This is a genomic window from Rhodococcus sp. 14-2470-1b (genome assembly GCF_002259415.1).
Lineage (GTDB): Bacteria > Actinomycetota > Actinomycetes > Mycobacteriales > Mycobacteriaceae > Rhodococcoides.
This window is the reverse complement of the sequence record NZ_NPFY01000031.1, coordinates 1-25,817: the sequence shown is the minus strand read 5'-3', so window position 1 is coordinate 25,817 and position 25,817 is coordinate 1. Positions and strand designations below refer to the sequence as shown.

The 25,817-nt window shown below is 64.7% G+C and carries 24 protein-coding genes and 1 riboswitch; of the genes, 9 read left to right on the top strand and 15 right to left on the bottom strand.

Annotated elements, in window-relative coordinates; all coding sequences use genetic code 11:
- Nucleotides 1–154: 154 nt before the first annotated feature.
- Nucleotides 155–2,179, top strand: coding sequence for a Stk1 family PASTA domain-containing Ser/Thr kinase (gene pknB, locus CH293_RS21670; protein ID WP_094721462.1), 2,025 nt, complete (start codon nucleotides 155–157; stop codon nucleotides 2,177–2,179).
- Nucleotides 2,180–2,191: 12 nt separating this feature from the next.
- Here pknB and CH293_RS21665 read toward each other — a convergent pair whose 3' ends face one another.
- Together CH293_RS21665 and CH293_RS21660 are read right to left on the bottom strand one after the other, a co-directional pair.
- Entirely contained in the window at nucleotides 2,192–3,580 is a 1,389-nt protein-coding gene (locus CH293_RS21665) for a class II 3-deoxy-7-phosphoheptulonate synthase (protein WP_019665948.1), read from the bottom strand.
- 61 nt (nucleotides 3,581–3,641) lie between these two features.
- Nucleotides 3,642–4,127 carry a polyadenylate-specific 3'-exoribonuclease AS gene (locus CH293_RS21660; protein WP_094721461.1) on the bottom strand — a complete coding sequence of 162 codons (486 nt, stop codon included), beginning with the start codon at nucleotides 4,125–4,127 and terminating at the stop codon, nucleotides 3,642–3,644.
- Nucleotides 4,128–4,344: 217 nt separating this feature from the next.
- Here CH293_RS21660 and CH293_RS21655 point away from each other — a divergent pair, with 217 nt between their 5' ends.
- Complete coding sequence (locus CH293_RS21655; protein WP_094721460.1) at nucleotides 4,345–5,652, top strand: glycosyltransferase 87 family protein; 1,308 nt, start codon at nucleotides 4,345–4,347, stop codon at nucleotides 5,650–5,652.
- 15 nt (nucleotides 5,653–5,667) lie between these two features.
- Here the strand turns inward: CH293_RS21655 and CH293_RS21650 are convergent, their stop codons facing one another.
- The 6 genes from CH293_RS21650 to CH293_RS21625 all read right to left on the bottom strand — a co-directional run bounded on the left by CH293_RS21650 (nucleotide 5,668) and on the right by CH293_RS21625 (nucleotide 10,283).
- On the bottom strand, nucleotides 5,668–6,393 hold the full coding sequence (locus tag CH293_RS21650; protein ID WP_019665951.1) for a 1-acyl-sn-glycerol-3-phosphate acyltransferase: 726 nt from the start codon (nucleotides 6,391–6,393) through the stop codon (nucleotides 5,668–5,670).
- A gap of 162 nt (nucleotides 6,394–6,555) precedes the next feature.
- A complete protein-coding gene (locus CH293_RS21645; protein WP_094721459.1) occupies nucleotides 6,556–7,530 on the bottom strand; it encodes an ROK family protein in 975 nt (324 codons plus the stop codon).
- Nucleotides 7,531–7,606: 76 nt separating this feature from the next.
- Nucleotides 7,607–8,059 carry a hypothetical protein gene (locus tag CH293_RS21640; protein WP_094721529.1) on the bottom strand — a complete coding sequence of 151 codons (453 nt, stop codon included), beginning with the start codon at nucleotides 8,057–8,059 and terminating at the stop codon, nucleotides 7,607–7,609.
- Nucleotides 8,060–8,099: 40 nt separating this feature from the next.
- Complete coding sequence (locus CH293_RS21635; RefSeq protein ID WP_080732948.1) at nucleotides 8,100–9,311, bottom strand: ArsA family ATPase; 1,212 nt, start codon at nucleotides 9,309–9,311, stop codon at nucleotides 8,100–8,102.
- Between the two features lie 35 nt (nucleotides 9,312–9,346).
- A complete protein-coding gene (locus CH293_RS21630) occupies nucleotides 9,347–9,784 on the bottom strand; it encodes an SRPBCC family protein (RefSeq protein WP_019665955.1) in 438 nt (145 codons plus the stop codon).
- 100 nt (nucleotides 9,785–9,884) lie between these two features.
- Nucleotides 9,885–10,283, bottom strand: coding sequence for a polyketide cyclase / dehydrase and lipid transport (locus CH293_RS21625; RefSeq protein ID WP_170945317.1), 399 nt, complete (start codon nucleotides 10,281–10,283; stop codon nucleotides 9,885–9,887).
- 126 nt (nucleotides 10,284–10,409) lie between these two features.
- Here CH293_RS21625 and CH293_RS21620 point away from each other — a divergent pair, with 126 nt between their 5' ends.
- Nucleotides 10,410–12,215: a long-chain fatty acid--CoA ligase gene (locus CH293_RS21620; protein ID WP_170945316.1), complete on the top strand. Its 1,806-nt coding sequence runs from the start codon at nucleotides 10,410–10,412 to the stop codon at nucleotides 12,213–12,215.
- Nucleotides 12,216–12,255: 40 nt separating this feature from the next.
- On the opposite strand, the gene CH293_RS21615 is transcribed toward CH293_RS21620, so the two are convergent.
- The 5 genes from CH293_RS21615 to CH293_RS21595 all read right to left on the bottom strand — a co-directional run bounded on the left by CH293_RS21615 (nucleotide 12,256) and on the right by CH293_RS21595 (nucleotide 17,230).
- Nucleotides 12,256–13,380, bottom strand: coding sequence for a glycosyltransferase family 4 protein (locus tag CH293_RS21615; RefSeq protein ID WP_176460083.1), 1,125 nt, complete (start codon nucleotides 13,378–13,380; stop codon nucleotides 12,256–12,258).
- A gap of 14 nt (nucleotides 13,381–13,394) precedes the next feature.
- Nucleotides 13,395–14,711, bottom strand: a complete 1,317-nt coding sequence (locus tag CH293_RS21610; protein WP_094721457.1) for a hypothetical protein — start codon at nucleotides 14,709–14,711, stop codon at nucleotides 13,395–13,397.
- An 8-nt stretch (nucleotides 14,712–14,719) separates the two neighbouring features.
- Nucleotides 14,720–15,781 carry a C40 family peptidase gene (locus CH293_RS21605; protein WP_094721456.1) on the bottom strand — a complete coding sequence of 354 codons (1,062 nt, stop codon included), beginning with the start codon at nucleotides 15,779–15,781 and terminating at the stop codon, nucleotides 14,720–14,722.
- Nucleotides 15,782–16,089: 308 nt separating this feature from the next.
- Nucleotides 16,090–16,650 carry a C40 family peptidase gene (locus CH293_RS21600; protein WP_027498846.1) on the bottom strand — a complete coding sequence of 187 codons (561 nt, stop codon included), beginning with the start codon at nucleotides 16,648–16,650 and terminating at the stop codon, nucleotides 16,090–16,092.
- 19 nt (nucleotides 16,651–16,669) lie between these two features.
- Nucleotides 16,670–16,833, bottom strand: a riboswitch (cyclic di-AMP (ydaO/yuaA leader).
- A 115-nt stretch (nucleotides 16,834–16,948) separates the two neighbouring features.
- Complete coding sequence (locus CH293_RS21595) at nucleotides 16,949–17,230, bottom strand: hypothetical protein (RefSeq protein WP_094721528.1); 282 nt, start codon at nucleotides 17,228–17,230, stop codon at nucleotides 16,949–16,951.
- A gap of 126 nt (nucleotides 17,231–17,356) precedes the next feature.
- Between CH293_RS21595 and CH293_RS21590 the strand changes: the two genes are divergently transcribed.
- Together CH293_RS21590 and CH293_RS21585 are read left to right on the top strand one after the other, a co-directional pair.
- Nucleotides 17,357–19,108: a DEDD exonuclease domain-containing protein gene (locus tag CH293_RS21590; protein WP_094721455.1), complete on the top strand. Its 1,752-nt coding sequence runs from the start codon at nucleotides 17,357–17,359 to the stop codon at nucleotides 19,106–19,108.
- A gap of 10 nt (nucleotides 19,109–19,118) precedes the next feature.
- Nucleotides 19,119–19,394, top strand: a complete 276-nt coding sequence (locus CH293_RS21585) for an Lrp/AsnC family transcriptional regulator (protein ID WP_019665964.1) — start codon at nucleotides 19,119–19,121, stop codon at nucleotides 19,392–19,394.
- Between the two features lie 21 nt (nucleotides 19,395–19,415).
- Here CH293_RS21585 and trpD read toward each other — a convergent pair whose 3' ends face one another.
- Nucleotides 19,416–20,489, bottom strand: coding sequence for an anthranilate phosphoribosyltransferase (trpD, locus tag CH293_RS21580; protein WP_170945315.1), 1,074 nt, complete (start codon nucleotides 20,487–20,489; stop codon nucleotides 19,416–19,418).
- A 79-nt stretch (nucleotides 20,490–20,568) separates the two neighbouring features.
- Nucleotides 20,569–21,051, bottom strand: a complete 483-nt coding sequence (locus tag CH293_RS21575) for a hypothetical protein (RefSeq protein WP_176460089.1) — start codon at nucleotides 21,049–21,051, stop codon at nucleotides 20,569–20,571.
- A 151-nt stretch (nucleotides 21,052–21,202) separates the two neighbouring features.
- On the opposite strand from CH293_RS21575, the gene CH293_RS21570 reads away from it, so the two are divergent.
- From CH293_RS21570 to CH293_RS21555, 4 genes are all read left to right on the top strand, one after another.
- A complete protein-coding gene (locus tag CH293_RS21570) occupies nucleotides 21,203–21,814 on the top strand; it encodes a heme-copper oxidase subunit III (RefSeq protein ID WP_026347923.1) in 612 nt (203 codons plus the stop codon).
- A 103-nt stretch (nucleotides 21,815–21,917) separates the two neighbouring features.
- Nucleotides 21,918–22,760 carry a c-type cytochrome gene (locus CH293_RS21565; RefSeq protein ID WP_037109179.1) on the top strand — a complete coding sequence of 281 codons (843 nt, stop codon included), beginning with the start codon at nucleotides 21,918–21,920 and terminating at the stop codon, nucleotides 22,758–22,760.
- On the top strand, nucleotides 22,739–23,959 hold the full coding sequence (locus tag CH293_RS21560) for a ubiquinol-cytochrome c reductase iron-sulfur subunit (protein ID WP_052059245.1): 1,221 nt from the start codon (nucleotides 22,739–22,741) through the stop codon (nucleotides 23,957–23,959). Before CH293_RS21565 ends, CH293_RS21560 begins: the two co-directional genes overlap by 22 nt.
- Nucleotides 23,956–25,734: a cytochrome bc complex cytochrome b subunit gene (locus CH293_RS21555; protein WP_094721453.1), complete on the top strand. Its 1,779-nt coding sequence runs from the start codon at nucleotides 23,956–23,958 to the stop codon at nucleotides 25,732–25,734. Before CH293_RS21560 ends, CH293_RS21555 begins: the two co-directional genes overlap by 4 nt.
- The last annotated feature ends 83 nt before the right edge of the window (nucleotides 25,735–25,817 follow it).

Here is a 25,817-nt window from a genome sequence, read left to right as displayed (position 1 = left end):
TGCTTCGGTCTCGTATACGAAAAACGCCCGTACCGCGCACGAACGCGGGCCGAGACGACGTCGGTGCTCGGTGCGGCCGAGACGAAGTCGATACCAACCCTGGCTACCATCACGTAGGCAGCGCCCACTTTTTCCACAGGAGGTAGACGAGGTGATGTGGAAAGATCTGCATGGATCCGTTTCGACGGGTTCGTTGCTGGATCGGCGCTACCGGATCGACGCGCCCATCGCACGTGGCGGAATGTCGACCGTGTACCGCGCACTCGACACCCGGCTGGACCGACCGGTCGCAGTCAAGATCATGGACCCCAAGTTCGCCGAGGATCCGCAGTTCGTCGCCCGGTTCGAGTTCGAGGCGAGGGCCGTGGCCAGGCTCAACAATCCGGGCCTCGTCGCTGTGTACGACCACGGCCGAGACGGAGAGTTCGCGTTTCTGGTCATGGAGTTGGTGGAGGGCGGAACCCTGCGCGAACTTCTCCGTGAGCGTGGGCCGATGCCGCCGCACGCCGCTGCCGCGGTCGTCCGACCGGTTCTCGACGCCCTGGGTACCGCTCACCGTGCAGGCCTCGTTCACCGCGACATCAAACCCGAGAACATTCTCATCTCGGACGGCGGGGACGTGAAGATCGCCGATTTCGGCCTCGTTCGAGCCGTGGCGGCCTCGAATGCCACGTCGAGTTCCGTCATTCTGGGCACAGCCGCCTATCTCTCGCCCGAACAGGTGACGACCGGGTCCGCCAATGCGGGCAGCGACGTGTACGGCGTGGGTGTCGTCCTGTTCGAGTTGCTGACCGGGCGTACCCCCTTCAACGGTGACACGTCCCTCTCGATCGCGTACCAGCGGATCGACAACGATGTTCCCCATCCCAGCGCGTACATCGCTGGTGTACCGCCGGAATTCGACGAGCTGGTGGCCCGCGCCACCGATCGAGACCCGGCCTCCAGGTTCCAGAACGCCGACGAGATGGCACGTGCGCTCCGCGTGGTGTGTGGACGGTTGGAACTGCCCCCGTACCGCGTGCCTGCGCCGCGGCGTTCGGCCGAACATCGCAGTGCTGCAGCGTTGGGTGCGCCCACCACGTTCGCCGGCGAGCGCCCCGCCGCCGAACCACCCACCCAGGTGGTGCCGTCCACGCCCCCACCGGATGCTGTGGTGCATCACACCCGCGTTCAGACTGCACCGACGTATCGCGGCGACGCTTCGGGACCGACCGTCGACGACGACTCGGCCGATGCCGCACCGCCGCGCGCACCGGGTCGCCGCGAGTACCAGTTCCCCGACTTCGATGCCGACCGGCAGCGTTCGCGCCGAGCCATCGTCATCTGGCTGACCATCGTCGCGCTACTGGCGGTCGCCGTGGGAATCGGAGGTTGGTGGATGGGATCGGGCAGATACACCTCCGTCCCCGAAATCGGCGGATTGGATCTGCAGAGCGCACAGAGCACGCTCGCGGCCGCGGACCTGGAGAACACCGTCCAGGGCACCTACTCGGACACCATGCCGGTCGATGCTCTGATCGGCACCGACCCGGCCTCCGGTTCACGGGTGGCAAAGGGCGACACCGTCGACGTGCTCGTGTCGCTGGGCAAGCCGACCGTTCCGGACATCACGTCGAACATCTCGATCGGTGACATGCAGGATCTGTTGCGTGAGCGAACTTTCGAACCGGTCGACGGCGGTGAGGCCTTCAGCACCACCGCCCCCGTCGGCGGGGTCGCGGCGTTGGATCCGGCACCGGGAACCACACTCGCCGTCGGCGACACCGTCAAGATCCTGCGTTCCAAAGGCGCACCGCCGGTGGACGTTCCGGACGTGAACGGCCTGACAGCCGAGGAGGCGACGGCAGCGCTCGCCGCTGTCGACATCTCGGTGTCCGGCACCCAGGACCAGTTCGACAAGGACGTCGACGGCGGCCGCGTCGCGGGTACGTCACCGGAGATCGGCACGTCCGTCACCGCGGGAAGCAGTGTGGAACTGCAGATCTCGAACGCGGTGTCGGTGCCGTCGCTGCTCGGCCGGTCCGTCGGCTCGGCACGAGAGACGGTTCAGCGGTTGGGCTTGGACGTACAGGTCCGTCAGGTATTCGACACCGACGGCTCACTCGTGGTGTCGCAGACCCCGGGACCTGGATCCAGAGTGGCCCCGGGGTCGACGGTCACCGTCGTGTCGTTGCCCTGATGCGGCAGTAGATCAGCCGCGCAGCATCTCCGCGACCAGGAAGGCGAGTTCGAGCGACTGCTGAGTGTTGAGCCTGGGGTCGCACGCTGTCTCGTAACGCCCGGCCAGATCCAGATCCGAGATCTCCTGAGCGCCACCGAGGCACTCGGTGACGTTGTCCCCGGTCAACTCGACATGCAGTCCACCCGGATGCGTTCCGAGCGCGCGGTGGATCTCGAAGAAGCCCTGAACCTCGTCGACGATTCGGTCGAAGTGTCGAGTCTTGTATCCCGTCGACGCCTCGTGCGTGTTGCCGTGCATCGGGTCGCACTGCCAGATGACCTGGTGTCCGGTGGCCTGCACCTTCTCGATGATCGGCGGCAGTAGCTCACGGACCTTGCCGTTGCCCATCCGCGAGATCAGGGTGAGCCGGCCGGGCTTGTTCGTCGGGTCGAGGCGTTCCACGTATTCCACGGCCATGTCCGGCGTGGTGGACGGCCCGATCTTCAGCCCGATGGGATTGTTGATCAACTCTGCGAGCGCGATGTGCGCCCCGTCGAGCTGACGGGTCCGGTCGCCGATCCACAGGAAGTGCGCGGACAGGTCGTACAGCTTGGGATGCTCGGCGTCCGCGTTGTCCAGCCGCAGCATCGCGCGCTCGTAATCCAGTACCAGTGCCTCGTGACTGGCGAAGATCTGCGCGGTTTCCAGGTTGGGATCCTTGACACCACAGGCGTCCATGAACCGCAGACCGCGATCGATCTCCCCCGCCAACGCCTCGTACCGGGCACCGGCAGGCGAGTTCTGGACGAACTCGCGGTTCCAATCGTGCACCTTGTGCAGATCTGCCATACCTGCGCCGGTCAGGGCGCGCACGAGGTTCATCGCAGCGCTCGCGTTGGCGTACGCGCGCACCAGGCGAGACGGATCGTGCTGGCGGACAGCCTCGTCCGCGACGAGGGAGTTGACCATGTCACCGCGGTAGGACTTGAGCCCCAGCGCGTCGACATCGGCCGACCTGGGCTTGGCGTACTGGCCGGCGATCCTGCCTACCTTGACCACCGGCAGGCTTGCGCCGTACGTCAGAACGACCGCCATCTGCAGCAAGGTGCGGATGTTGCCCTTGATGTGCGGCTCCGTGTTGTCGACGAACGTCTCCGCACAATCACCACCCTGCAGCAGGAAGGCCTCACCCCGCGCGACCGCGGCCAGCTGGTCCGACAAGGACTCGACCTCGCCGGCGACGGTGATCGGGGGAACGCTCTCGAGCACTTTCCGCATGTCGGCTGCCTGCGCCGAATCCCACGACGGCTGCTGCGCCGCCGGCCGTGCGAGCGCGTCGTCGAGTTGCTGGCGCAACGTCGACGGCAAGGGCGGCAGGTCGGGCAAGCGGTCGATGGGTACGTCGACAGTCCAGTTCACCGGTACAGGATATTCGCACCGATACCGGTGCCGGCGTCGGGCTCCCCTGTCCGCCGCCGTGTCAGTTCGACGCGCCCTCGACGGCCCTGTATTTGGCGAGATTGTGTCGGGCGTCGGCCAATGCGTCGTGTGCATCGTCGGGAGCGGGAGGCAGATACGGACTACCTCTGTCCTCCCAATGTTGACGAAGCTCACGAGTGAATCGCGGCAGCGATCGAGGCAGCTCGGTCATCGATCCCCAGAGTTGGCACAGCGCGACATGGTCGTATGCGGCGACCCACGCCCACAGTTCCACCTCGGCACCCGGGTGAGGCACCAGAAATTCCAGCAGCTCGTCGCGGATTCTCGCGCGACTCTTCCACAGCGGCGACGAGTACGGTGGCAGCTTGGGAAGGACGTTCCGGCGGACCCACTTGCCCGCCCGCTCGGGATCGAACTCGGAGGACACGGCGTAGAACTCACGTCCGTCCTCGGAGACCACAGCGATCGAGACCAGCTCGATTGTGCGACCATCCTCGATGAACTCGGTGTCGTAGAAGTAGCGCACGCTTCGAAGACTATCGGGCAGCCACAGGGTCGGCGTGAGTGGAGCCTGTGGAATGAACCAGGCTCAGCAGTGAGTGGAGCCTGCGGAATGAATCGGGCTCAGCAGTGAGTGGAGCCTGCGGAATGAACCAGGCTCAGCAGTGAGTGGAGCCTGCGGAATGAATCGGGGTGGGTGCCACACCGTCGAGAATCGATATCGAGCACGCAGAAGGAACACGATGCTGGAAACACCAGAGATCGACGCGGATTTGTCGGCGGGATCGACGCGACGTCGTCCGTCGCCGTCGATCGTCGTAGTGTGCGTGATCATTGCCGTCGCAGCGTTGGCAGGCATCGCGTACAACATTCTCGGCTTGCCGGGGCTGCGTGGCCTGACTCCGCTCGGGAATTATTACCGCATCGACCTCGACGTCTATCGAATCGGTGGCGGCGTGTTCGCTTCCGGTTCGCCGCTGTACGGGCAGATGCCTCCGACTGCGCTGGGAAATACTCTTCCCTTCACGTACCCGCCTATTGCCGCTGTTCTGTTCAGTCCGTTGTCCGCTGTCAGTCTGTACTGGGCGAACATCATCGTGACGAGTGTGTCGCTGGTGTTGCTGTTCGCCACCATCGTGCTGACGTTGAGGTCGCTCGGCGTGCCTGCCTCGATGTCGGCGTGGAGAGAACAGAAACTGCCGAGCCATGTTCTGCTGTGGTCCGCCGTCGCCATCTTCGCTGCTGCGCTTCTGCTCGAACCGGTGTTCTCGACTCTCGACTACGGGCAGATCAACATCCTGTTGATGGCGTTCGTCACCGCCGACTGCCTGCTTCGTAAGACTCCGTGGCCGCGCGGACTCCTCATCGGCTTCGTCGCCGCGGTGAAGCTGACACCTGCTGTTTTCGTCCTGTACTTCCTGCTCCGCAAGGACTTTCGTGCCGCCGTCGTGGCCGGTGTCAGCTTTGCCGCGTTCACTGCACTCGGATTCCTGATCACGTTCTCGGACTCGGTGACCTACTGGACCGACACATTGATCGATTCCGACCGAATCGGTCGGCCCGCGTACCCCGCGAATCAAAGCATCACCGGTGTGCTCGCGCGCTTCGGACTCGACGATTCGCTTCGCTCGGTTCTCTGGATCGCACTGTCCTGCTGTGTCCTCGCGGTAGCGGCGCTTGCGATGCGACGAGCCTTCTCGGCCGGGCAAGGCGCACTGGCCCTGGGAGTGAACGCGATCTTCGGTCTGCTCGTGTCCCCGGTGTCCTGGTCTCACCACTGGGTGTGGGTGGTCCCGTTCATGATGGCCCTGACTGCACTCGCCTACCGCAGGCGTAGCTACCTGACGTTCGCGCTCGTTGGCGTCGGCATTGTGTTGATGCACTTCGCGCCGCACTGGCGACTGGCACCCGGCCGCTACTCGGGGCTCGGGTGGCCGCTGTGGGACCAGGTAGCGGCGTCGTCGTACGTCCTTTGGGGAGCCGCTGCTCTCGTCGTCGTCTTCGCGCTGCTGCGCTCGCCCGGAGTCGGTCGAACCCCTTCTGCGTCCTGACGACCCGCAGAACACTCAGCTCGCGCGGGTATCCGGGATTCGCTCGGAACCTGCGACGGCGGAGTCCTCGGGCTTCTTCTTCATCGACGCCGCGTACACGTCCACGTACTCCTGACCGGACAGCAGCATCAGGTCGTACATGACCTCGTCGGTGACCGCGCGCTCGACGAAGCGGTTGCCCGCCATACCGTCGAAGCGCGAGAAGTCGATGGGCTTACCGATCTTGATGGTGATCTTCGCCGGACGCCACATCTTGGAACCGATGGGGTTCATCTTGTCGGTGCCGATCATCGCGACGGGAACAACCTGAACACCGGTCTGCAGAGCAAGCCGCGCCATGCCTGTCTTGCCCTTGTACAAACGACCGTCGGGCGAACGGGTGCCCTCGGGGTAGATACCGAGGAGCTTGCCCTTGCCGATGACTCGTGCGCCTGCATTCAACGCGTCCTGCGCAGCATCCGCTCCGGTCCGGTCGATGGGGACCTGACCGACCGCGGTGAAGAACCACTTCTGGAATGCGCCCTTGAGCCCGGGTCCGGTGAAGTACTCGCTCTTCGCGAGGAACGTGATGCGCCGCTGCACTTTCAGCGGCAGGTAGAACGAGTCGAGAACCGCCTGATGGTTGCTGGCGAGGATCATCGGTCCTCGCGCAGGAATGTTCTCGAGGCCCTCTATCGTCGGCCTACCCAGTGCAACCAGGAGCGGACCGATGAGGACGTACTTGAACAGCCAGTACCACATGGCGTCCTTCCTGGTGAGACCAACGATGTCGAGTATCGGGTGCAGATGAAACTGTACCTACCGTTTATGACGCCAGCCACAGATAGTGCGCACACGGGAGAAGCATCACAGAACCGGACCGTGAGGTCGCGTCCGGACCGTCGGCGCGACGCCTCGCCTGCGTCAGCGTGACATTGTCGAGAACGCGCTTCGCGCAAGGTCGGCCGCACCGATCATTCCGGCGGCCTCGCCCAGCTGGGTGGCGCGGATGGTCGCGAGTGGGCGGTGCCCCGCACCCGTCACCAGGCGCGCACAGTGCTCGGTCGCCTCGTTGAGGAATTGACTGGACGACGTCGCCACTCCGCCGGCGATCACGATCAGATCGGGATCGTAGACATCGCTCACCATCGACAGCCCGACGCCGAGCCATCGCGAGAACTCGTGCATGGTGCGGATACCGATCTCGTCGCCGTCCTGGGCCGCCGAGGCGATCCTCCGTCCCGTCAGCGAACCGGGATCGAGAAAGACCTCGCGCGCCAGAATCGTCGACGAACCCTGATCTGCGGCAAGAAATTCGACGGCAGTGTCCACCAATGCCGTTCCGCTGCAGTACCGTTCCCAGCATCCTCGCTTGCCGCAGGGGCAGGCGCGACCGTCCGGGACAACTTGGATGTGCCCGAGTTCCGGTGCAACACCGTAACTTCCGCGATAGATCTTGCCGTCGATCAGAAGCGCGGCACCGATACCCGTTCCGATGGCGACCATCACGACGTTGCGGCCGTCGGCTGCAGCACCGAATCGGTACTCGGCCCACGCCGCCGAGTTGGCGTCGTGCTCCAGCACGACGGGCAAGCCGATACGGTCGCTCATCCGTTTGGCTACCGGGCTACCCACCCACGGGAGATGCGGGGCGAATCGGACCGACGTCCGATCGGAATCGAGGAAACCCGCGACCGCCAGACCGACTGCCTCCACGGGGTGCCGAGTCGCGAGTTCGCGGACGACACGCTCCAACCCGCGCTCGAGGGCAGCAGCGGTGTGCGGCGTCGGCGACTGGGTGGAATCGATGACCTGACCGGACGCGTCGACTACGGACGCACGCAAACTGGTGCCACCGACGTCGATACCGATCGTGAGTGATTGACGCTGCCGTTTCATTGTCCGACCTTTCTCGGCCGCCCCCAACGGCTATCTCGAGCTTCCGCGCTTCAGCCACCCCTGGAACGGCTGTCCGTCAGTTCCCGGGCTTCTCGGTGGCCGCATCTTTCACGGTAACCGTAATAGGTACGAACTTCGCTCGTCGAACTATCGGGTCTTCCGTGTCGTGCCCGACAGTGCTGTCCTCGCCGTGAGGCATGTCACCGGAGATGTCTTCCGCCGACGACGCCGCGGTGTCGCGCGCACCGGCGTAGCCCCCACCAGGAGCAGGGCCGCCCGCGTGCTCGGCCATGATCTGCCTCAGCAACGCCAGAACCGTCGCGCCCTCGGAGGCGAGCAGCGTCAACAGGTCGTGCTGCTCCCCTCGCAACAAGGCAGCCAACGCGCAGACCGGGCACCAACTGCATCCCTGCTTCGGTCGTTCGCTCTGCTCCTCGACAGCTTGACGGAGAACAGGTTCCAACCTCGTCAGCACCGTCTCCGCGAGCGACCACAATTCAGCCGCGACATCCGAATGGCGCTCGTTCACGTCGAACACACGCCTCGACGAGCGTCCCGCGCACTTACCTTCATGCCGGCCACACCGCCGGGTCGGGACGGAAACGGATGACGAGGCGCCCGGCATCGAACTCCGCGCCGAGCACGATGCATCGCCTCAGGACGGAAGCGAGCCGGACGCGCCTGCGAACGCCGTCGGCCCCGATGATCACGTCGTCGTCCACGCGTCCGAGAGTGAGGGTCGACGGATCGACGAGCGGCAGAACCATCGTCATCGCGTAGATCGACTCCAACCCTGTTCCTGACTCGTGCGCGACGGTCGGCGTGTCCGTTCCCGGTCGCTCGTCCGTCGTGTCGGTGGTCCGTTGCGTGTTCAGTGCAGCAAGAGAGCCCAACCCTACCGGCTCCTGGGATGCCTGTTCCACGACGACGACGGCCGTACCTGCAGCGAGGTCGGATACCTCTCCGAGCACCTCCTGTTGAGCGGACCGCCACCCTTCGAACCAGAATACGGCGGGGTGCGCTCCGACCAAGCCGATCGACGACGAATTGAGCAGCGGCAGAACTTTGTTGACGACGATCGTGTCCACGGCCAGACCCGTCAGCGCAGCCGCGGACAGCGTCCTCCTGGCCTCGGCGACACCGACTCGGTCCGGGGTGAGCACCACCGTCATCGATGTTCGAGAGTGGTCGAGGAACAGTTCCCTGATACGTTCCGCCGCGGTGACGATGTTCTCCAGCATCGCGACGACGAGGGTCAGTCTCGGGTCCGTGCCGGTTCCGGCGACGATCCGGTCGTGGCGCGGCCAGAGCCGTTCGAGATACCCGGCAACGAGGTCCGGCAGTTGAAGAATGCGCAATGCGTCCGCGGTGGCCGGAAGGTCGACGAACACAGTGTCCCAGCGGGATTGGTCGACGAGGTCGACCAGCCGATCGAGACCGACGAGTTCCTGTACCCCTGGAGCGCCGATGATCTCCTCGGGATCGACCGCACCGAACCGGACTCCGTGTTCGTGGCCGGCGCCGGCCATGGACAGGATGGAGGTCAACGCGGCGTATTTCGTCGCCACCAGGGCCAGAGTGTCCAGTTCGAGAACGTCCAATCCAGGCTCGACCGCCGTGGGCTCGGCGCCCGCGCGGCCGTTGTTCACGCCGAGCACGTCGGTCACCGAATGCGCTTGATCGAACGAGACGACGAGAGCTCGTGCTCCCGCTCGTACGTCGTCGGCAGCCGACTTCAGCGCAAACGTCGTTTTGCCCGCACCGCCTTTACCGACGAACAGCCGGACTGCAGTGCGGGCATCGGAACGGGCCTCGGTCAGCCTTCGACTCGCTTCTTCAGTTCTTTGAGTGCAGTGTCGGTGATGACTTTCTCTGCCTTCCGCTTGAACAGACCGATCATCGGAATGTTCAGGTCCACGGCGAGTTCGTACGTGACCTCGGTACCGCCGGCTGCGTTGTCCTTCAACGTGTACGAGCCGTTCTGCGATTTCTGCATCTCACCCGACACCAGTTCCCAGGACACGGACTTTCCGTCCGCTGCCCACTGGTAACTCAGCTCGTAGGTGTCCTTGACCATGCCCGCGTCCAGTACGAACTTCACCCGCTCGGCGCGACCGTCGGATCCGGCCGCGACGACCTCGACGGACTTCGCCGCCGACACCCAGGACGGGTAGGCATCGAAGTCCGCGATCACGTCCATCACCTGCGCGGACGGAGCATCGACTGTGATCGACCTCTGAGTTCTCTCGGCCATCGTGGTTACTCGGTGTCCCTTCTGTTCTCACGCCGCACTTGTTCACGTCATCGGCAGGTACGTACGTCACCCGTGCCGGGGAGCACTGCCGTCCCTCATCTCACACGATGGCAGGCGGCTCGCACAACGGCCGCTCACCTGCCGCGCGTCCCGCCTCGAGCTCTCGTTTCACTTCGAACGCCATTGCCTTGCCTGCTACCCGTCGCCGTTGATTCTCCGCGGCGAGGTCGATGGATGTCCGGACGGCGGGCTCCGCGTGCAGAAAGTAATGGAGTACGACGCCGTCGAGCTTCGGAACGGGCTCGAGCCAGACCTCCATCGTTCCTGTCAGGGCGCCCTCGACGGACCACCTGAAGCCTTTGTCGGCGCGATCGTCGGTGACGTCGATGCGGAGGTCCGGCCACCATCGGCGCCAACGCCTCGGATGCCCCAGCGACTCCGCCACGGCGGAACCCGGCGCAGCGACGAACGTCTGATCGGCTACTTGGACACTGCTCATGAGATGAGCTTCACACATCGGGACTTCAGCGCGCGCACGAGGCGGTCGAACCGGCCGCACGGCCGGGTCTACAGTGAGACGAATCCGACTACTCGTGAGTAGAGCTAACGTTCATTGGAGGTAACCGTGCGCGAGTTCACATCTCCCGCCGCTTTTGTCGTCGAAGAATCTGCGTCGGTCGTGGACACCGTGTTCGCCCGGTCGGTCTCGGAACCTCGGTCGGTCGCATTTCGCCGGTTCGCGAACGGTTCCTGGTCGGATGTCACCGCCGAGCAGTTCGCCACGGAGGTGAACGCCGTCGCGAAGGGTTTGATCGCCGCAGGCGTCGAGCAGGGTGACCGAGTCGGGCTGATGTCGTCCACCCGGTACGAATGGACGGTCGTGGACTACGCGATCTGGGCCTCGGGCGGAGTCACGGTCCCGATCTACGAAACGTCGTCGGCAGGTCAGGTGGAATGGATCCTGTCCGACGCCCAACCTGTTCTGCTGATCCTCGAGACCGAGAAACACGTCACCGAAACCGCGGACGTGGTGGCCGCCGCAGAATCGGTGCGGACGACCTTCCGAATCGACGCAGGCAACGACGACAACGGTGCTGTTGCTCGGTTGACCGAACTGGGTGCAACCGTCGAGGACAACGCCGTACGCACACGCGTCGACGCCCTGCGCTCCTCGGATCCAGCGACGCTCATCTACACCTCCGGCACCACGGGGCGTCCCAAAGGTGTGCAGTTGACGCACGCGAACCTCGTCGCCGAGTCTCGTGGAATTCGCGAAACTTCTTTGAAGGAGTTGCTGCGGCCCGGCAGCCGGACGTTGATGTTCCTACCGTTGGCGCACGTTCTCGCTCGCGCGGTCACGATCGCCGCGTTCGACGCAGGCACAGCCGTCGGACACACCAGCGACATCCCCAATCTCGTCGCGACGTTCGGTTCCTTCCGCCCGGACTTCATACTCTCGGTGCCCCGTGTGTTCGAGAAGGTCTACAACACCGCCAAGCAGAAGGCACACGCGGACGGCAAGGGCAAGATCTTCGACGCAGCCGCGGACACGGCCGTGGCGTGGAGCGAAGCGCAGGACACAGGCGCAGGTCTGGTGTTGCGGATCAAGCACGCTGTGTTCGACAAGCTTGTCTACTCGAAGTTGCGCGCTGCGCTCGGCGGGCAGTGCCAACTCGCGATCTCCGGTGGCGCGCCGCTCGGTGCACGCCTCGGCCACTTCTACCGAGGTATCGGAGTACCGATCTTCGAGGGCTACGGACTTACCGAGACCAGTGCAGCATTCGCGGTCAACACTATCGGCCACCAGCGCGTGGGCAGCGTCGGACGACCACTGCCCGGCAATACGGTTCGCATCGCCGAAGACGGCGAGATCCAGCTTCGCGGCCCAGTGGTGTTCGACGGCTACTGGCGCAACGACGAGGCATCGGCCGAGTCACTCGACGAAGGCTGGTTCCGTACAGGCGATCTGGGTTCGGTGGACGGCGACGGGTACATCACGATCACGGGTCGCAAGAAGGAACTCATCGTCACCGCGGGTGGAAAGAACGTGTCGCCTGCGGGGCTGGAGGACCGGTTGCGCGCGCACCCACTCGTCAGTCAGGCCATCGTCGTCGGCGATCAGAAGCCGTTCATCGGTGCGCTCGTCACGCTCGACGAGGACGCACTGTCCGGGTGGAAGGACGCACACGGCAAAGCCGCCGACGCGACGGCTGCGGATCTCGCGACCGACCCCGACCTCATCGCCGACCTCGATGCGGCTGTGGCGGACGCCAACACCACTGTCTCGCATGCCGAAGCGATCAAGAAGTACCGCGTACTTCCAAGCGATTTCACCGAGGACGCCGGTGAGATGACGCCGACCATGAAACTCAAGCGCAACGTCATCACGGCGTCGTACGCCAAGGACATCGAGGCCATCTACTCCAAGTGAACGTCGTCTGTGATGGAAGCCGAGACTTTCCCGGCTTCCATCACAGCAAGCGTCGAAGCTTCGCTGCCAATGCGTCCCACTGCCATTCGGCTCGGACCCAGGAGCGACCTGCGTTTCCCATCGTCGTCGCGAGCGCTCGATCGGAGAGAATCCGTACGACGGCGTCGGTGATCGCATCGACGGACGTGCCGTCGACCACCAAGCCGGTCTTGCCTTCGAGGACGGTTTCGGGTGCGCCACCGGACATTCCGGCGACGACGGGGACTCCGGTCGCGGACGCTTCGAGGTAGACGATGCCGAGACCTTCGACGTCGAGACCGGCGCCTCGCGTCCGGCTGGGCATCGCGAACACGTCGGCAATCGTGTGATGTGCCGCCAGCTCGGCGGAAGGGACGGTGCCGGTGAAGATCACGTGCTCCTCGACACCGGCCTTGCGCGCCAAGGCGCGCAGAGTTCCTTCGTAGGGACCGCCTCCGACGATCACCAGGACGGCACCGTTCACCTCCGCCCGGATGCCCTCGATCGATCGGATCAGGTAGTCCTGCCCTTTCCGCGGTACCAGCCGGGACAGACACAGAACCGTCGGACGATCCCCGAGTCCGTACCGCGCCCGAAGCTCGGTTCGCGCCGCGTCGTCCGGTTTGAATCGGTCGGTGTCCACTCCGGACGGAACGTGTTCGAGGGCTGCACGTGGACCGAATGCCGCGGCGAATCTGCCGCGGGTGTACTTGCTGACGTAGGTCACCGTATCGACGGAGTTGCCGATGATGCGCAGGGTGCCTCGCCCACCGGGAACCATCGACCACCCCACCTCGTGACCGTGAGTACTTGCGACGATTGTCTCCGCTCCGGCGCGTCGCACCGCAGGGGCCATCACCGCGAGCGGTGCCGCCGCACCGAACCACACCGAATCGCACCCGTGCGTCCGCACCAGCTGCGCCGCCCGCCGCGCCACCAGCGGAGTGGGAAGCATCAGTGTCGTCGGGTGCCGAACCACCTCGAACGGTTGACGTTCGTCGAACTTCACATGACTGTCTCCGCGCCACCGCGGCGCATAGACCATCAACTCGTCCGCAGGGAACCGCGTGGCGAAGCTGTGCAAGTAGGACTGGATGCCGCCGGGGCGTGGTGGAAAGTCGTTCGTCACCAGCAGAGTCCTAGGCATGTGATCACCGTAGGTCAGCGGGACTGCTCGAGAACCCACGACCCCCATTGGTCCACGAACTCGTCCATGCCGATTCCCAGAGCGGAGGCGACGCCCCCCGCTGTCTCGGCTGCAGTCTTCGGGCCATCCGCGAGTTGCATGTACAACCGGCGCTGTGACGGTTCGCCGAACGTGGCTGCCACGAAGGCGAAGACAGACCAGGCGGACTCGTACGCGAGGGTGGTGCGCACTCCCCCCGCTGAGAAGTCGGAATCCTCCGGGAGCACCGTCGGTGAACCCCCCTGCGCCACCACAGCACTCAAAGTCGGTGCAATGCGGGCGAACTCGATATCCGATTCGCGATAGCCCGAATAGTCGGCGAACCCCTCGAGCACCCACATGGGTGAACCGTCGACGGTGTCGGATCTTGCCGCGACATGGGTGAGCTCGTGGCGCAGAACGGTTCGAGTCGTGACATCGGTGAGCCGAGCAGGGGCTCCGGGCCCGAACACGACTCGTTGTCCGGTCACCGGCCGGTCCTGGCGCACCGCATCCGACACCGTCACGGCGGCGACGTCGGACTCCGCGGTGGCGTCTCCGGCCGATGCCGCGAATTCCGCTGCCGATCCGGAAGTGAAGATCAACGCCGACTGCGGCCAGTCGTCGCCGTAGAAGCTGGTGACGGCATCGACGGCCGAGGGTAGCTCGGCAACGACCGCGTCGACGAGTGCGCTCTGGTCCGGATGGCCGAGCACGACGGAGGTACCACCCGCGGTGGCAACCGATCGCGCGATAACGGGCCCGAAGTCCCACGGTCCTCGCCACGTCGTCCGATCCGTTCCCGGCACCGGCGCGTCCGACACGATGCGCCACTCGTCATCACGCCGCGCCACCACCAGGGAAACCGGCCGACGTGTCGATTCGGCGTCGGGTCCGGACACTGCGTAGCGCAGCACCACGGACGGCGCCCAGACATCGGCGGCGTTCAGCGGCGACGCGATCGCCGAGGGAACCGGAATCTCCGGCTCGTCGACCAGTTCGTATCCCCAGTCCGAGAACGGGACTGCGGCCATGTCGTTCGCTCGACGGACCTGGGCCTGCAGAAACTCGGGATCCGCCGCGGGATCGACGACCTGCTCCAACGCGTCGACGTCGTTGGTGCGGAGTGCGTCCGCCCATTTCTGCAGCAGCTCCTCGACGCCGTTCCGCCGACCGTCCTCGTAGGGGTTCGAGACAGTCGTGGACTGCGGTGAGTCAGGCGGTGGCGTCGTAGTTGCCCCGGACGCGCAGGAACCGAGCACGGATACTGCACACAACAATGCGAACGACGCTCGAAGTGCCCGTGCTCGCACGACGGAGATCAGTAGCGACGTGCGCCGTAGAACGGGAACGACGCCATGGACTGCACCTTCACCGGGACGCCGAACGTGGAGGCGTGCAGAACGTTGCCGTTACCCGCGTACAGGCCGACGTGAGACGCGTCGGGGTAGAAGAGCACGACGTCTCCGGGCTGCAGGTCCTTCTGATCGACGGGAGTGCCGCCCGCGGCCTGAGCCTGACTGGACCGGGGCAGGGTCTTTCCCACCTGCTTGTACGCCCACACGACCAAGCCCGAACAGTCGAATCCGTCCGGTCCGGTCGCGCCCCACACGTAGGGCTTACCGATCTGGGTGAGCCCAGCCTGCAGCGCACCGGAACCCGACCCGGGGATGAGGTTGGACAGAATCTTGGACAGATCGAACCCAGGCGGCAGAGGCGAACCCGCGAGCTCGGCCTGCTCCGCTCCGGACAGTGCGTTGAAGCTGGCGATGACCTCGGCCATCTGACTCTGGAGCTCGCTCTGCTTGGCCTGAAGATCGTCGCTGACGACCTTGGCTTGCTCTGCTGCCGCGCGCGCGGCGTCGGCCGCGGCACGTGCTGCCTGATCCGCCGCCGCTGCATCGGCGCTGGCCTGCTTGAACTGCTCCACCTGACGCGCCGTCTCAGCGGAAATGACGTCGAGCGCAGACATCTGGTCGAGGAGTTGCTGTGGAGAGTCACTGACCATCACAGCGAACAGACGATTGGTCCGGCCGCCTTGATAATTGGCGTTGGCGACCTTGTCGACGGCCGGCTTCACCTGCGCCAGGGCCTCCTGCGCACTATCCAACTCGGCCTGGTGTGCCCCCACTGCGGCCTCAGCGTCGCGTTGCACGGCTGTCTTCGCATCCAGATCGATCTGGGCGTTGTGCATTGCCTCCGTCGTCTGCTCGGATTCTCGTGACAGGTCCGCAAGACGTGTCTGAGCGTCGGATGCACTGTCGACACCCGGCTGCGCGTTGGCCACGGCCGTCGGCGAGACGACGAGGCAGGCCGCGAGAATGGCCGCCGCGAGAATGCCCTTCTTCGAGCGGGTGACGCGCTTGACAATCGGTGTCGCCACGGAAGGTGACTCTCCGTTCTTGCAGTTCGTAGTCCGAGGGGTGCGCCGAAATCAGACTTTCGGCGAAGAAACAAACCCTACCCATGAGTAGGTGGCCGCGGGCGTGGAACGAGACCGGAATTTCGGACTTTTTCGGAACTCGACTCCCGCTCCACCGAGGTCGACGGTCTCGAACAGGTTACGGTCCGGCGGCCGACGAGTCCATTCGGCGTCTTTGCAGGCTCCGCGCACCGGCGCCTGACGAAAAACAGCACCAGGCGAGCCCGTGGGGCTCACTCCTGGTGCTGTCCTTACACACGATCATCGAATCAGTAGCGACGCGCTCCGTCGAACGGCATCGACGAGACGGGCGCGACCTTGACGGGAACACCCGACGTCGACGCGTGGATGACGTTGCCGTTACCCGCGTAGATTCCCGAGTGCGATCCGCCGTAGAACGAGACGACATCGCCCGGCTGCAGGTCGGACTGCGACACGGGGGTGCCTGCCGCGGCCTGGTCGTAGCTGGTACGCGGCAAGCTGATGCCGGCCTGCTTGTACGCCCACTGAACGAGTCCGGAGCAGTCGAACGAGTCGGGTCCCGAAGCGCCGTAGACATACGGCGAACCGATCTTCGACTCGGCGGCCTGAACTGCCTTGGCAGCCGGGGTGACCTGTGGTGCGAGCGGTGCGGGGGCCGCAGGCAGACCGGGGATCTCGGTCGGCAGCGGCGGAAGACCTGGGATTTCCGGAATCTCGAAGGTACCGACTCCGGGGATGGTGATGGGGGCCGCCATTGCGGGGGCTGCGGGCAGAACGACCGCACCGGCAGTGATCGCGCCGGCTACGAGGATTCGACGCAATTGGCGGGTTGAAGTATGTGACGCCACGAGAAAGGGTTGCTCCGTTTCTTCCACTCATCCGCCGACCGAGTTAGCTGACGGGTTCGGGCTGGGAAGATCAGCCCTACCCACCCGGACGCTGGTAGCGGCCGAAGCAGGATTCACCCCAATGGAAATCGGGTTCCCGGTACGGGCGCTCTCGCGAGCATCCCGATTAGGCGGTGACTTGCGACGCCGCTCCGGTTTGGATTGGCGAGACTCCGCAAGGTCTCAGGAAGATTACGAAACGGCATACCCCTGTGTCGACCCCAACTCGCCGAAGCGAGGCGTAGAAGTCGATTCGACGCTAGATCGCGCGTCGATCCCCGCTTGTGTCACGAGCCGGTAACGACCCCTCGGACGGACCCTGTTCCGGGTCGACTACGAGACGTAGTTTCGGCACGAGACCACCCTCGGCAAGAACGTCCATGGCCCCCAGTTCTTCCTGGTCGAGAGCTATCCGAGGGTGCGGCATCCCGACGTCCACCGGACGCCCCGGGGCCATACCGGGCGGTCCGAGCAACACCGTCACGACACAGTCTGCGCACGCGATGTCACGGACCTTGCAATCACTGCAATCGATGATCATGTGATCTCCATCTCTTTCCCGTTCGGTCGACCCTTCACGGCGAAACCTAGCGATCCACTCCGACACGTTCAGCGTCCCGAGCAAGATCGACATTGCTGTCGGTGCCTGTCGCTACCGTCTGCACTCGTGAGCGTCCCGATTCAGCTGAGCTTCGACGAGCTCGACACTCCGTTGCACGACACGACCTTCGTCGTGGTCGACCTGGAGACCACAGGTGGCAGCCCGGACACCGAAGCGATCACCGAGATCGGGGCAGTGAAGATTCGGGGCGGCGAGGTCATCGCCGAATTCGCGACGCTGGTGGACCCGGGCCGATCCATTCCGCCGTACATCGTCGAGCTCACCGGGATCACCACTGCCATGCTGATCGGCGCCCCTCGGATCGACCGAGTGCTGCCGAGCTTTCTCGAGTTCGCGCGCGGCTCGGTCCTCGTCGCACACAACGCCCGTTTCGACACTGCTTTCCTCAGGGCGGCCGCGTCACGCCTGGACATCGCCTGGCCCAAGTTCCAGGTGCTCTGCACGGTCAAACTCGCCCGGCGAGTACTCACCCGCGACGAGGCACCCTCGGTGAAACTGTCGGCACTGTCCTCGCTCTTCCAGGTCAGCACTGTGCCCACCCACCGCGCCCTCGACGATGCACGAGCAACGGTCGACGTACTGCACGCATTGATCGAGCGAGTAGGTAATCAGGGTGTCCACAGCTATGCGGAACTCGTCGACTACCTGCCTGCTGTGTCGGCCGGGCAAAGAGCCAAACGCTCACTCGCTTCTCACCTACCCCGCACCCCGGGCGTCTATCTCTTCAAGGGACCGGGCAACGAGGTGCTGTACGTCGGCACGTCGAACAATCTGCAACGACGCGTGCGCAATTACTTCACCGGGTCCGAGACGCGTGGCCGCATGAAGGAAATGGTGGGCCTCGCCGTCGGCGTCGACCACGTCGAATGCGCCCATGCCCTCGAAGCCGGAGTGCGCGAGCTTCGACTTCTGTGCGCCCACATCCCCCCGTACAACCGCCGCTCCAAGTTCCCCAAGAAGGGTTGGTGGATCACGACGACCACGGAGGCGTTTCCACGCCTCTCCGTCGTCCGCTCACCGACGGAGAGCTCGATCGGCCCGTTCGCTGCCCGCGGTGATGCCGCCGACGCCGCTGCGCTCGTCTCCGAGGTACTCGGTATCCGTACCTGCACTCGCCGCATCCCCCGCACCTCTCTGCACGCGTGTCCGGCCGAAGCTGTCGGCGGGTGCGCCGCGGGTGGTCCCACGCCACTCACGCCCGACGAGTACGCAGTCCTGCCGGGCCGGTTCGTCGAGCTCGCACACGGGCGCGACGACCGTGCGCTCCAGGCCGCCCGGGATCGAATCTCCGCGCTGTCCGTTGCCGAACTGTTCGAGTCGGCGGCCAGGCTCCGAGACAGGCTCGCCTCGCTCGCAGACGTTCTGCGTCGGATGCACCGGCTCGCGGCCATCGCGGCGATCGCCGAGTTGATCGTCGCCCGACGTGCGCCGGACGGAGGGTGGGAACTTGCCGTCGTCCGCCACGGCCGGCTCGCTGCATCGGCCGTCACCGCGCGGCGAGTGCATCCCATGCCCGTCGTGGAAGCGATCGTGGCGGCCGCGGAAACCGTGGTGCCGGACGCCACGCCCTTTCGCGGCGCATCACCGGAGGAAGTAGCCCTCGTCGGCCGCTGGCTCGAATCCGACGGCGTCAGGATCGTCCGGACCACCGATGGATACGCGGAGCCCGTTCACGGAGCCGGAGGGTGGCGGCAGTGGTGCACGACCGCTCGCACCGTGTCCAGGCGCGAACGCTCGATGGCCGTCACACCCGTGGAGGACACCGGCGTCGGCGCCCACCTTCGTGCGGCGCTCTAAACTCGGCAGCATGATCAACGCAATCGTCATGATCGATGCCGAGTCGCACGCCATCCCGGAGACCGCACAGGCGGTCGCGGACGTCGACGGCGTCACCGAGGTCTACTCGTGTGCAGGGGACGTGGACCTCATCGCGATCGTCAAGGTCAGGGACCACGCACAGATCGCCGACGTGATCACGCAGCACATCAACAAGGTGCCCGGTGTCGTGAACACCGCCACCCACATCGCGTTCCAGTCCTACTCCAGCGCGGACATAGAAGCGGGCTTCTCCATCGGCGAGTAGTCGGCCGGGCGCAGCGACCCGTCAATCGAGTTCGTTGGACCGTGCGATCCATCGATCGAGCAGGCCTGCGGTTGCCCCGGAATCGACAGCGGCAGCAGCACGCTCGACACCACGCTTCAGCAGACCGGTCAAGTCGTCGGCGACGATCCCGGACGTGATCCCGTCGTACGCCGTCAGTGCCGCAGCGGCGTTCAGCAGGACTGCGTCGCGCACCGCACCGTGCTTGCCGGCGAACACCTCCCGCGCCACCTGCGCGTTGAAGGCAGCGTCGCCTCCGCGGAGCGCGTCGATGTCGACGAGGTCGAACCCGAAGTCCCTCGGGTCGATCCTGGCCACCGTCACGTCGCCACCCGACACGATGTGCACTGTCGTCGTCGTGGACAGCGTTATCTCGTCGAGGCCGTCGTCACCACGAACGACCAACGCACTGGTGCCGCGGCCGGCGAACACCCGAGCCACGACGGGAAGCAACGAGTCGAACGCACAGCCGATCAGACCCGCCCGCGGCCGCCCCGGGTTGGTCAGGGGACCGAGCACGTTGAAGACCGTCGGGATACCGATCTCCTTCCGCGGAGGGCCCGCGAAACGCAGCGCCGGATGGTAGACAGGCGCGAAACAGAACCCGATTCCCACGTCTCGGACCGTAGTCGCGACACCGTCCGCTCCGAGCCCGAACTTCACTCCGAGGGCCTCGAGCACATCCGTCGTCCCACTTCGCGAAGACGCAGCACGGTTGCCGTGTTTGACCACCGGAGCTCCGGCCGACGCCACGACGAGAGCGGCCATCGTCGAGATGTTGACCGTGTCGGCGCCGTCGCCACCCGTACCGACGACGTCGACGGCATTCGGTTCGCTGTCGACCAAGGTCGCATGGCCCAGCATCGAGTTCGCCAGTCCGCTCACTTCCTCCGGAGTCGGACCCTTCATCTTCAGAGCGACACCGAAGGCCGCGATCTGAGCGGCGGTGGCGTTGTCGGACATGATCTCGTCCATCGCCCAGGCCGTGTCGTCGGCGGAGAGATCGACGTTCGACGTCAGCGCACCGAGTACGGCCTTCCAGGTCCGGCTCGGCACACCGTTGCTCGCATCTGTCATCGACTACTCCCCATACCTTCCTCGGCCGTTCCAGAGCTCGACGCCCTCGATCGGCAGTCCGCGACGTGCGACCGAAAGCCTAGTCAGCACCGGCCGGAGACGCCCCTCCAGGTTGCAGCGCATCCCACCCCTCGACCACACCACCTCGCCGCTGCGCGAGGCCGGCCATTCGCGAGCGTTCCTGTGAGCAGTGCAACGCGTCGATCACCTGCACCCGCTGCAGCGTCAGGCCGACACCGCCCTCGACACTCGGGCGGTAACCGGTGGTCGGAATCTCCGGGCGCGGGCGCGGATCCATCACCGGCTCGTACCCGTCCTGCGCGGCGACGGCCGTCGCGTCCTCGATCTGGTCCGGCGGCAACACCAGGTGATGTCGGAACACCGCCTCCGCTGTGTCGACCCATCCCGCAGCCGCTCCGCGACCGAGCGCCGTCGAACACGATTCGGCGTCGACGAAGGAAAATGCCACTACCACCAAATCGTCCCTGGCGGGGTCGAGAGGAACAGTCTTCGCCCCTCCGAACAACCGCCGGAACCACGATGCGCCACCGTTCGTTGCCATGAGGCGAGCCTTGCACGACAACCTATGCGCAGCGTGGTCGATGCCCTTGACCTGGCCATACGCGGGAGCCGGCCATCGCCCCTGCGTCGGCGACGCGCCAAGACCGGACCCGAGTATGCCTCCGGTACTACGAGCAGTCATACTTCTTTCTGTGACGAGCGCTGTAGGGACTCAAGGATCGGCAATCACCCAACGCGTGCACTCGCTGAACCGTCCCAATATGGTCAGCGTCGGCACCATCGTGTGGCTGTCGAGCGAACTCATGTTCTTCGCTGGACTTTTTGCGATGTACTTCGTCGCGAGGGCGCAGGCAAACGGAAACTGGCCACCGGAACCGACCGAGCTCAATCTCGCGCTCGCCGTTCCGGTCACCGCCGTGCTGATCGCGTCGTCGTTCACCTGCCAGCTCGGGGTCTTCGCCGCCGAGCGCGGTGACGTCTTCGGACTGCGACGCTGGTACGTCATCACCCTGGCGATGGGCATCTTCTTCGTGGCCGGACAGGGCTACGAGTACTACCACATGGTTCACGAAGGCACGACGCTCTCCTCGAGCGTCTACGGATCGGTCTTCTACATCACGACCGGATTCCACGGACTGCACGTCATCGGCGGTCTGATCGCATTCGTCTTCCTCATCACTCGAACGCTTGTCAGTAAGTTCACGCCGGCACAGGCCACCGCCGCGATCGTCGTGTCCTACTACTGGCACTTCGTCGACATCGTGTGGATCGCGTTGTTCGCCACCATTTACTTCATCCGCTAGTAGACATAAAGCAGATCAAGTGTTTTCACTTCGCCAACCGCAGCGAACGACCTGTATCAGCCCCAGGCCGTTCGGTCCGTCCCGACACGACAAGGGATAGAAGATGAGTTCATCTCCCCCAGCAGCATCCGATGCCGCAGCCAAGAACAGGCGCAAGCGCAAGACTCGTCGCCGTGTGACCGGTGCGCTCGTGCTGATGATGGGACTCCTGAGTGCAGGATTTCTCGCATCGGCTCTGACCCCCACACCGCAGGTCGCGACGGCCGATCAGGATTCGGCCGCTCTGATCCGCGAAGGCAAGCAGTTGTACGACACCTCGTGCGTCACGTGCCACGGCGTCAACCTGCAGGGTGTGCAGGACCGAGGCCCGAGCCTCATCGGCGTCGGTGAAGCCGCCGTCTACTTCCAGGTCTCCTCGGGACGTATGCCTGCCGTACGTAACGAAGCTCAGGCGATCCGTAAGCCACCGAAGTTCGACGACAAGCAGATCGACGCTCTCGGTGCGTACATCCAGGAGAACGGTGGAGGCCCCACGGTCATCCGCGACAGCAACGGCGAAATCGCGCAGTCCTCGCTCGCCAGCGGCGACGTCGCCCGCGGTAGCGAACTGTTCCGCTTGAACTGCGCGTCGTGCCACAACTTCACCGGTGAGGGTGGCGCACTGTCGTCCGGCAAGTTCGCTCCCCCGCTCGGCCCCGCGTCGGAGCAGGAGATCTACGCGGCCATGATCAGTGGCCCGCAGAACATGCCGAAATTCTCCGACCGTCAGCTGACGCAGGAAGAGAAGATCGACATCATCTCGTACGTGAAGTCCGCTCAGGACACGCGGGCTCCCGGCGGATGGGGACTCGGCGGCTTCGGACCCGGCACGGAAATGATTGCTATCTGGGTCGTCGGAATCGCTGCCGTCGTCGGCGCGACGATGTGGATCGGATCACGGTCATGAGCGAAGCCGATCCCGAACGCACAAGCCATGGCCACGATGACAGCGCGAAGGTCGACAAGGTGGATCTGAACAAGAAGTACACCGACGAGGAACTCGCCGGTATGACACGTGAGCAGTTGGTCGAACTCGGCACCAACCTCGACCACGTGGACGTCGCGTACCGCCGCGACCGTTGGGCTGTGAAGGGAACCCGCGCGGAGAAGCGGGCCGAGCGCAGCGTTGCTGCCTGGTTCACTCTCGCCGGCGTGTCCGCGGTCGCGTTCATCGCGATCTACCTGTTCTGGCCCTGGCAGTACGCCGGCATGGGAGAAGAGAACTACGGCGCCTACTCGCTGTACACCCCTCTGATCGGCCTCACCATGGGTCTGGCGATCCTCGGTGTCGGCGTCGGCGCAGTCCAGTTCACCAAGAAGTTCATCCCCGAAGAGGTGTCCATTCAGGACCGCCACGACGGTGGTTCGTCCGAGGTCGACCGAAGGACGGTAGTCGCCGAGCTCGGTGACTCGCTCGCGACGTCGACGATCGGTCGTCGCAAGGTCATCAAGCGTTCACTGTTCTTCGGCGGTGGCGCACTCGGAATCATGGCGCTGTTGCCCCTCGGTGGCCTCGTCAAGAATCCATGGGCCGAAGGCGATGAATCTCCGCTCTGGGTGTCCGGCTGGACGCCGCGCTACCCTGGAGAGACGATCTATCTCAGGCGCGATACCGGACGGCCACACGACGTCGTTCTGGTCCGCCCCGAGGATATGGATGCCGGAGCCATGGAAACTGTGTTCCCGTTCCGCGAGGCCGATCGCGACGACGACCACGCGCTTCTCGCGTCGCTGCGCGGAATTCGTAACTCCGTGATGCTCATTCGTCTTCGTACCGAGGACGCGGAGACGGCCATCAAGCGCAAGGGCCAGGAGAGCTTCAACTACGGCGATTACTTCGCCTACTCCAAGATCTGCACGCATTTGGGTTGCCCGACTTCGTTGTTCGAGCAGCAGACGAACCGCATTCTGTGCCCGTGCCACCAGTCGCAGTTCAACGCGCTGGAATACGGCAAGCCGATCTTCGGCCCTGCCGCTCGCGCATTGCCACAGCTGCCGATCACCGTGAACGAAGAAGGCTTCCTCGTTGCCAACGGGGACTTCATAGAAGCCCTCGGACCTGCCTTCTGGGAGCGTCCGAACCGCGAAGCGGAGAGTGAATCATGAGTCCTTCACTGCAGACACTCGCAGCGAAGCAGGCAGACGACGTAGACAGTCGGTACCACCTCGCACCGGGTCTGCGCCGTCAGATCAACAAGGTGTTCCCGACGCACTGGTCGTTCCTTCTCGGCGAGATCGCGCTGTACAGCTTCATCATCCTGTTGCTGTCCGGTGTCTTCCTGACACTGTTCTTCGACCCCTCGCTCAGCGAGGTCGAGTACAACGGCATCTACGAACCGCTTCGCGGTGTCACCATGTCCCGTGCGTACGCGACGACGCTCGACATCTCGTTCGAGGTCCGCGGCGGATTGTTCATGCGACAGATCCATCACTGGGCTGCGTTGATGTTCGCGTGCTCGATCATCGTGCACATGCTGCGCATCTTCTTCACCGGTGCGTTCCGTCGCCCGCGTGAGGCCAACTGGGTCATCGGCTGCCTGCTGCTGATCCTGGCCATGTTCGAAGGCTTCTTCGGATACTCCCTCCCCGACGACCTGCTCTCCGGCACCGGCCTCCGCGCCGCGTTCTCCGGCATCACGATGAGCGTCCCGATCGTCGGAACGTGGCTGCACTGGCTGATCTTCGACGGCGACTTCCCCGGCACGATCATCATCCCGCGCCTGTACGTCGCTCACGTTCTACTGCTACCCGCCATCATCCTCGCGCTGATCGCGGCACACCTGGCACTCGTCTGGTACCAGAAGCACACGCAGTTCCCCGGACCCGGCCGCACCGAGAAGAACGTCGTCGGCGTTCGCATCCTCCCGGTCTTCGCCGTCAAGTCCGGTGCGTTCTTCGCCGTCACGTTCGGTGTACTCGCACTCATGGGTGGTCTGCTGCAGATCAACCCGGTCTGGAACCTCGGCCCGTACAACCCGGCTCAGGTGTCCGCGGGCTCGCAGCCCGACTTCTACATGATGTGGACGGACGGACTGGCTCGACTGTGGCCGGCATGGGACATCTACATCGCCAACCGCTACACGATCCCCGCAGTGTTCGCAGTGGCCCTGATCATGGGACTCGTCTTCACCGTGATGATCGCGTACCCGTGGATCGAGAAGCGCCTCACCGGGGACAATGCTCACCACAACTTGCTGCAGCGTCCCCGCGACGTACCGGTCCGTACCGCGATCGGTGCCATGGCACTGGCGTTCTACGTGGTGGCAACGCTCTCCTGCATCAACGACATCATTGCGTACAAGCTGGACATCTCCCTGAACGCAATGACGTGGATCGGCCGCATCGGCATCCTGGTGTTGCCGCCCATCGCCTACTTCGTGGCCTACCGCTTCTGCATCGGCTTGCAGCGCAGTGACCGCGCAGTACTCGATCACGGAATCGAGACCGGCATCATCAAGCGTCTCCCCCACGGTCAGTACGTGGAGGTGCACCAGCCGCTCGGACCTGTCGACGACCACGGACACCCCATCGCTCTGCCTTACCAGGGCGCAGCCGTCCCGAAGAAGATGAGCAAGCTCGGCTCGGCCGGCAAGCCCGGATCCGGATCGCTCTTCCGTCCCGACCCTGTCTCCGAAAGCAAGGCACTCGAGGAAGCACTGCACCACGGCGAACTCGAGCAGCTGAAGATGCTGACGGACTACCAGACATCGCTGTACGGCAACGGATCCAACGGCAACGGCCACAACGGCAACGGCCACAATGGCAACGGAGCCAACGGCCACAACGGCAACGGCTCGAACGGCCACGCTTCGAACGGCCACGCTTCGAACGGCAACGGGGATCACTCGCCCGCACGCCAGGAAAGCGACAGCGAGCACTAGCTACACGTAGAACCACGACGAGGGCGGCACCGATCCGGTGCCGCCCTCGTCGTATGTCGTACACCCACCACCCCTCCCCTCCC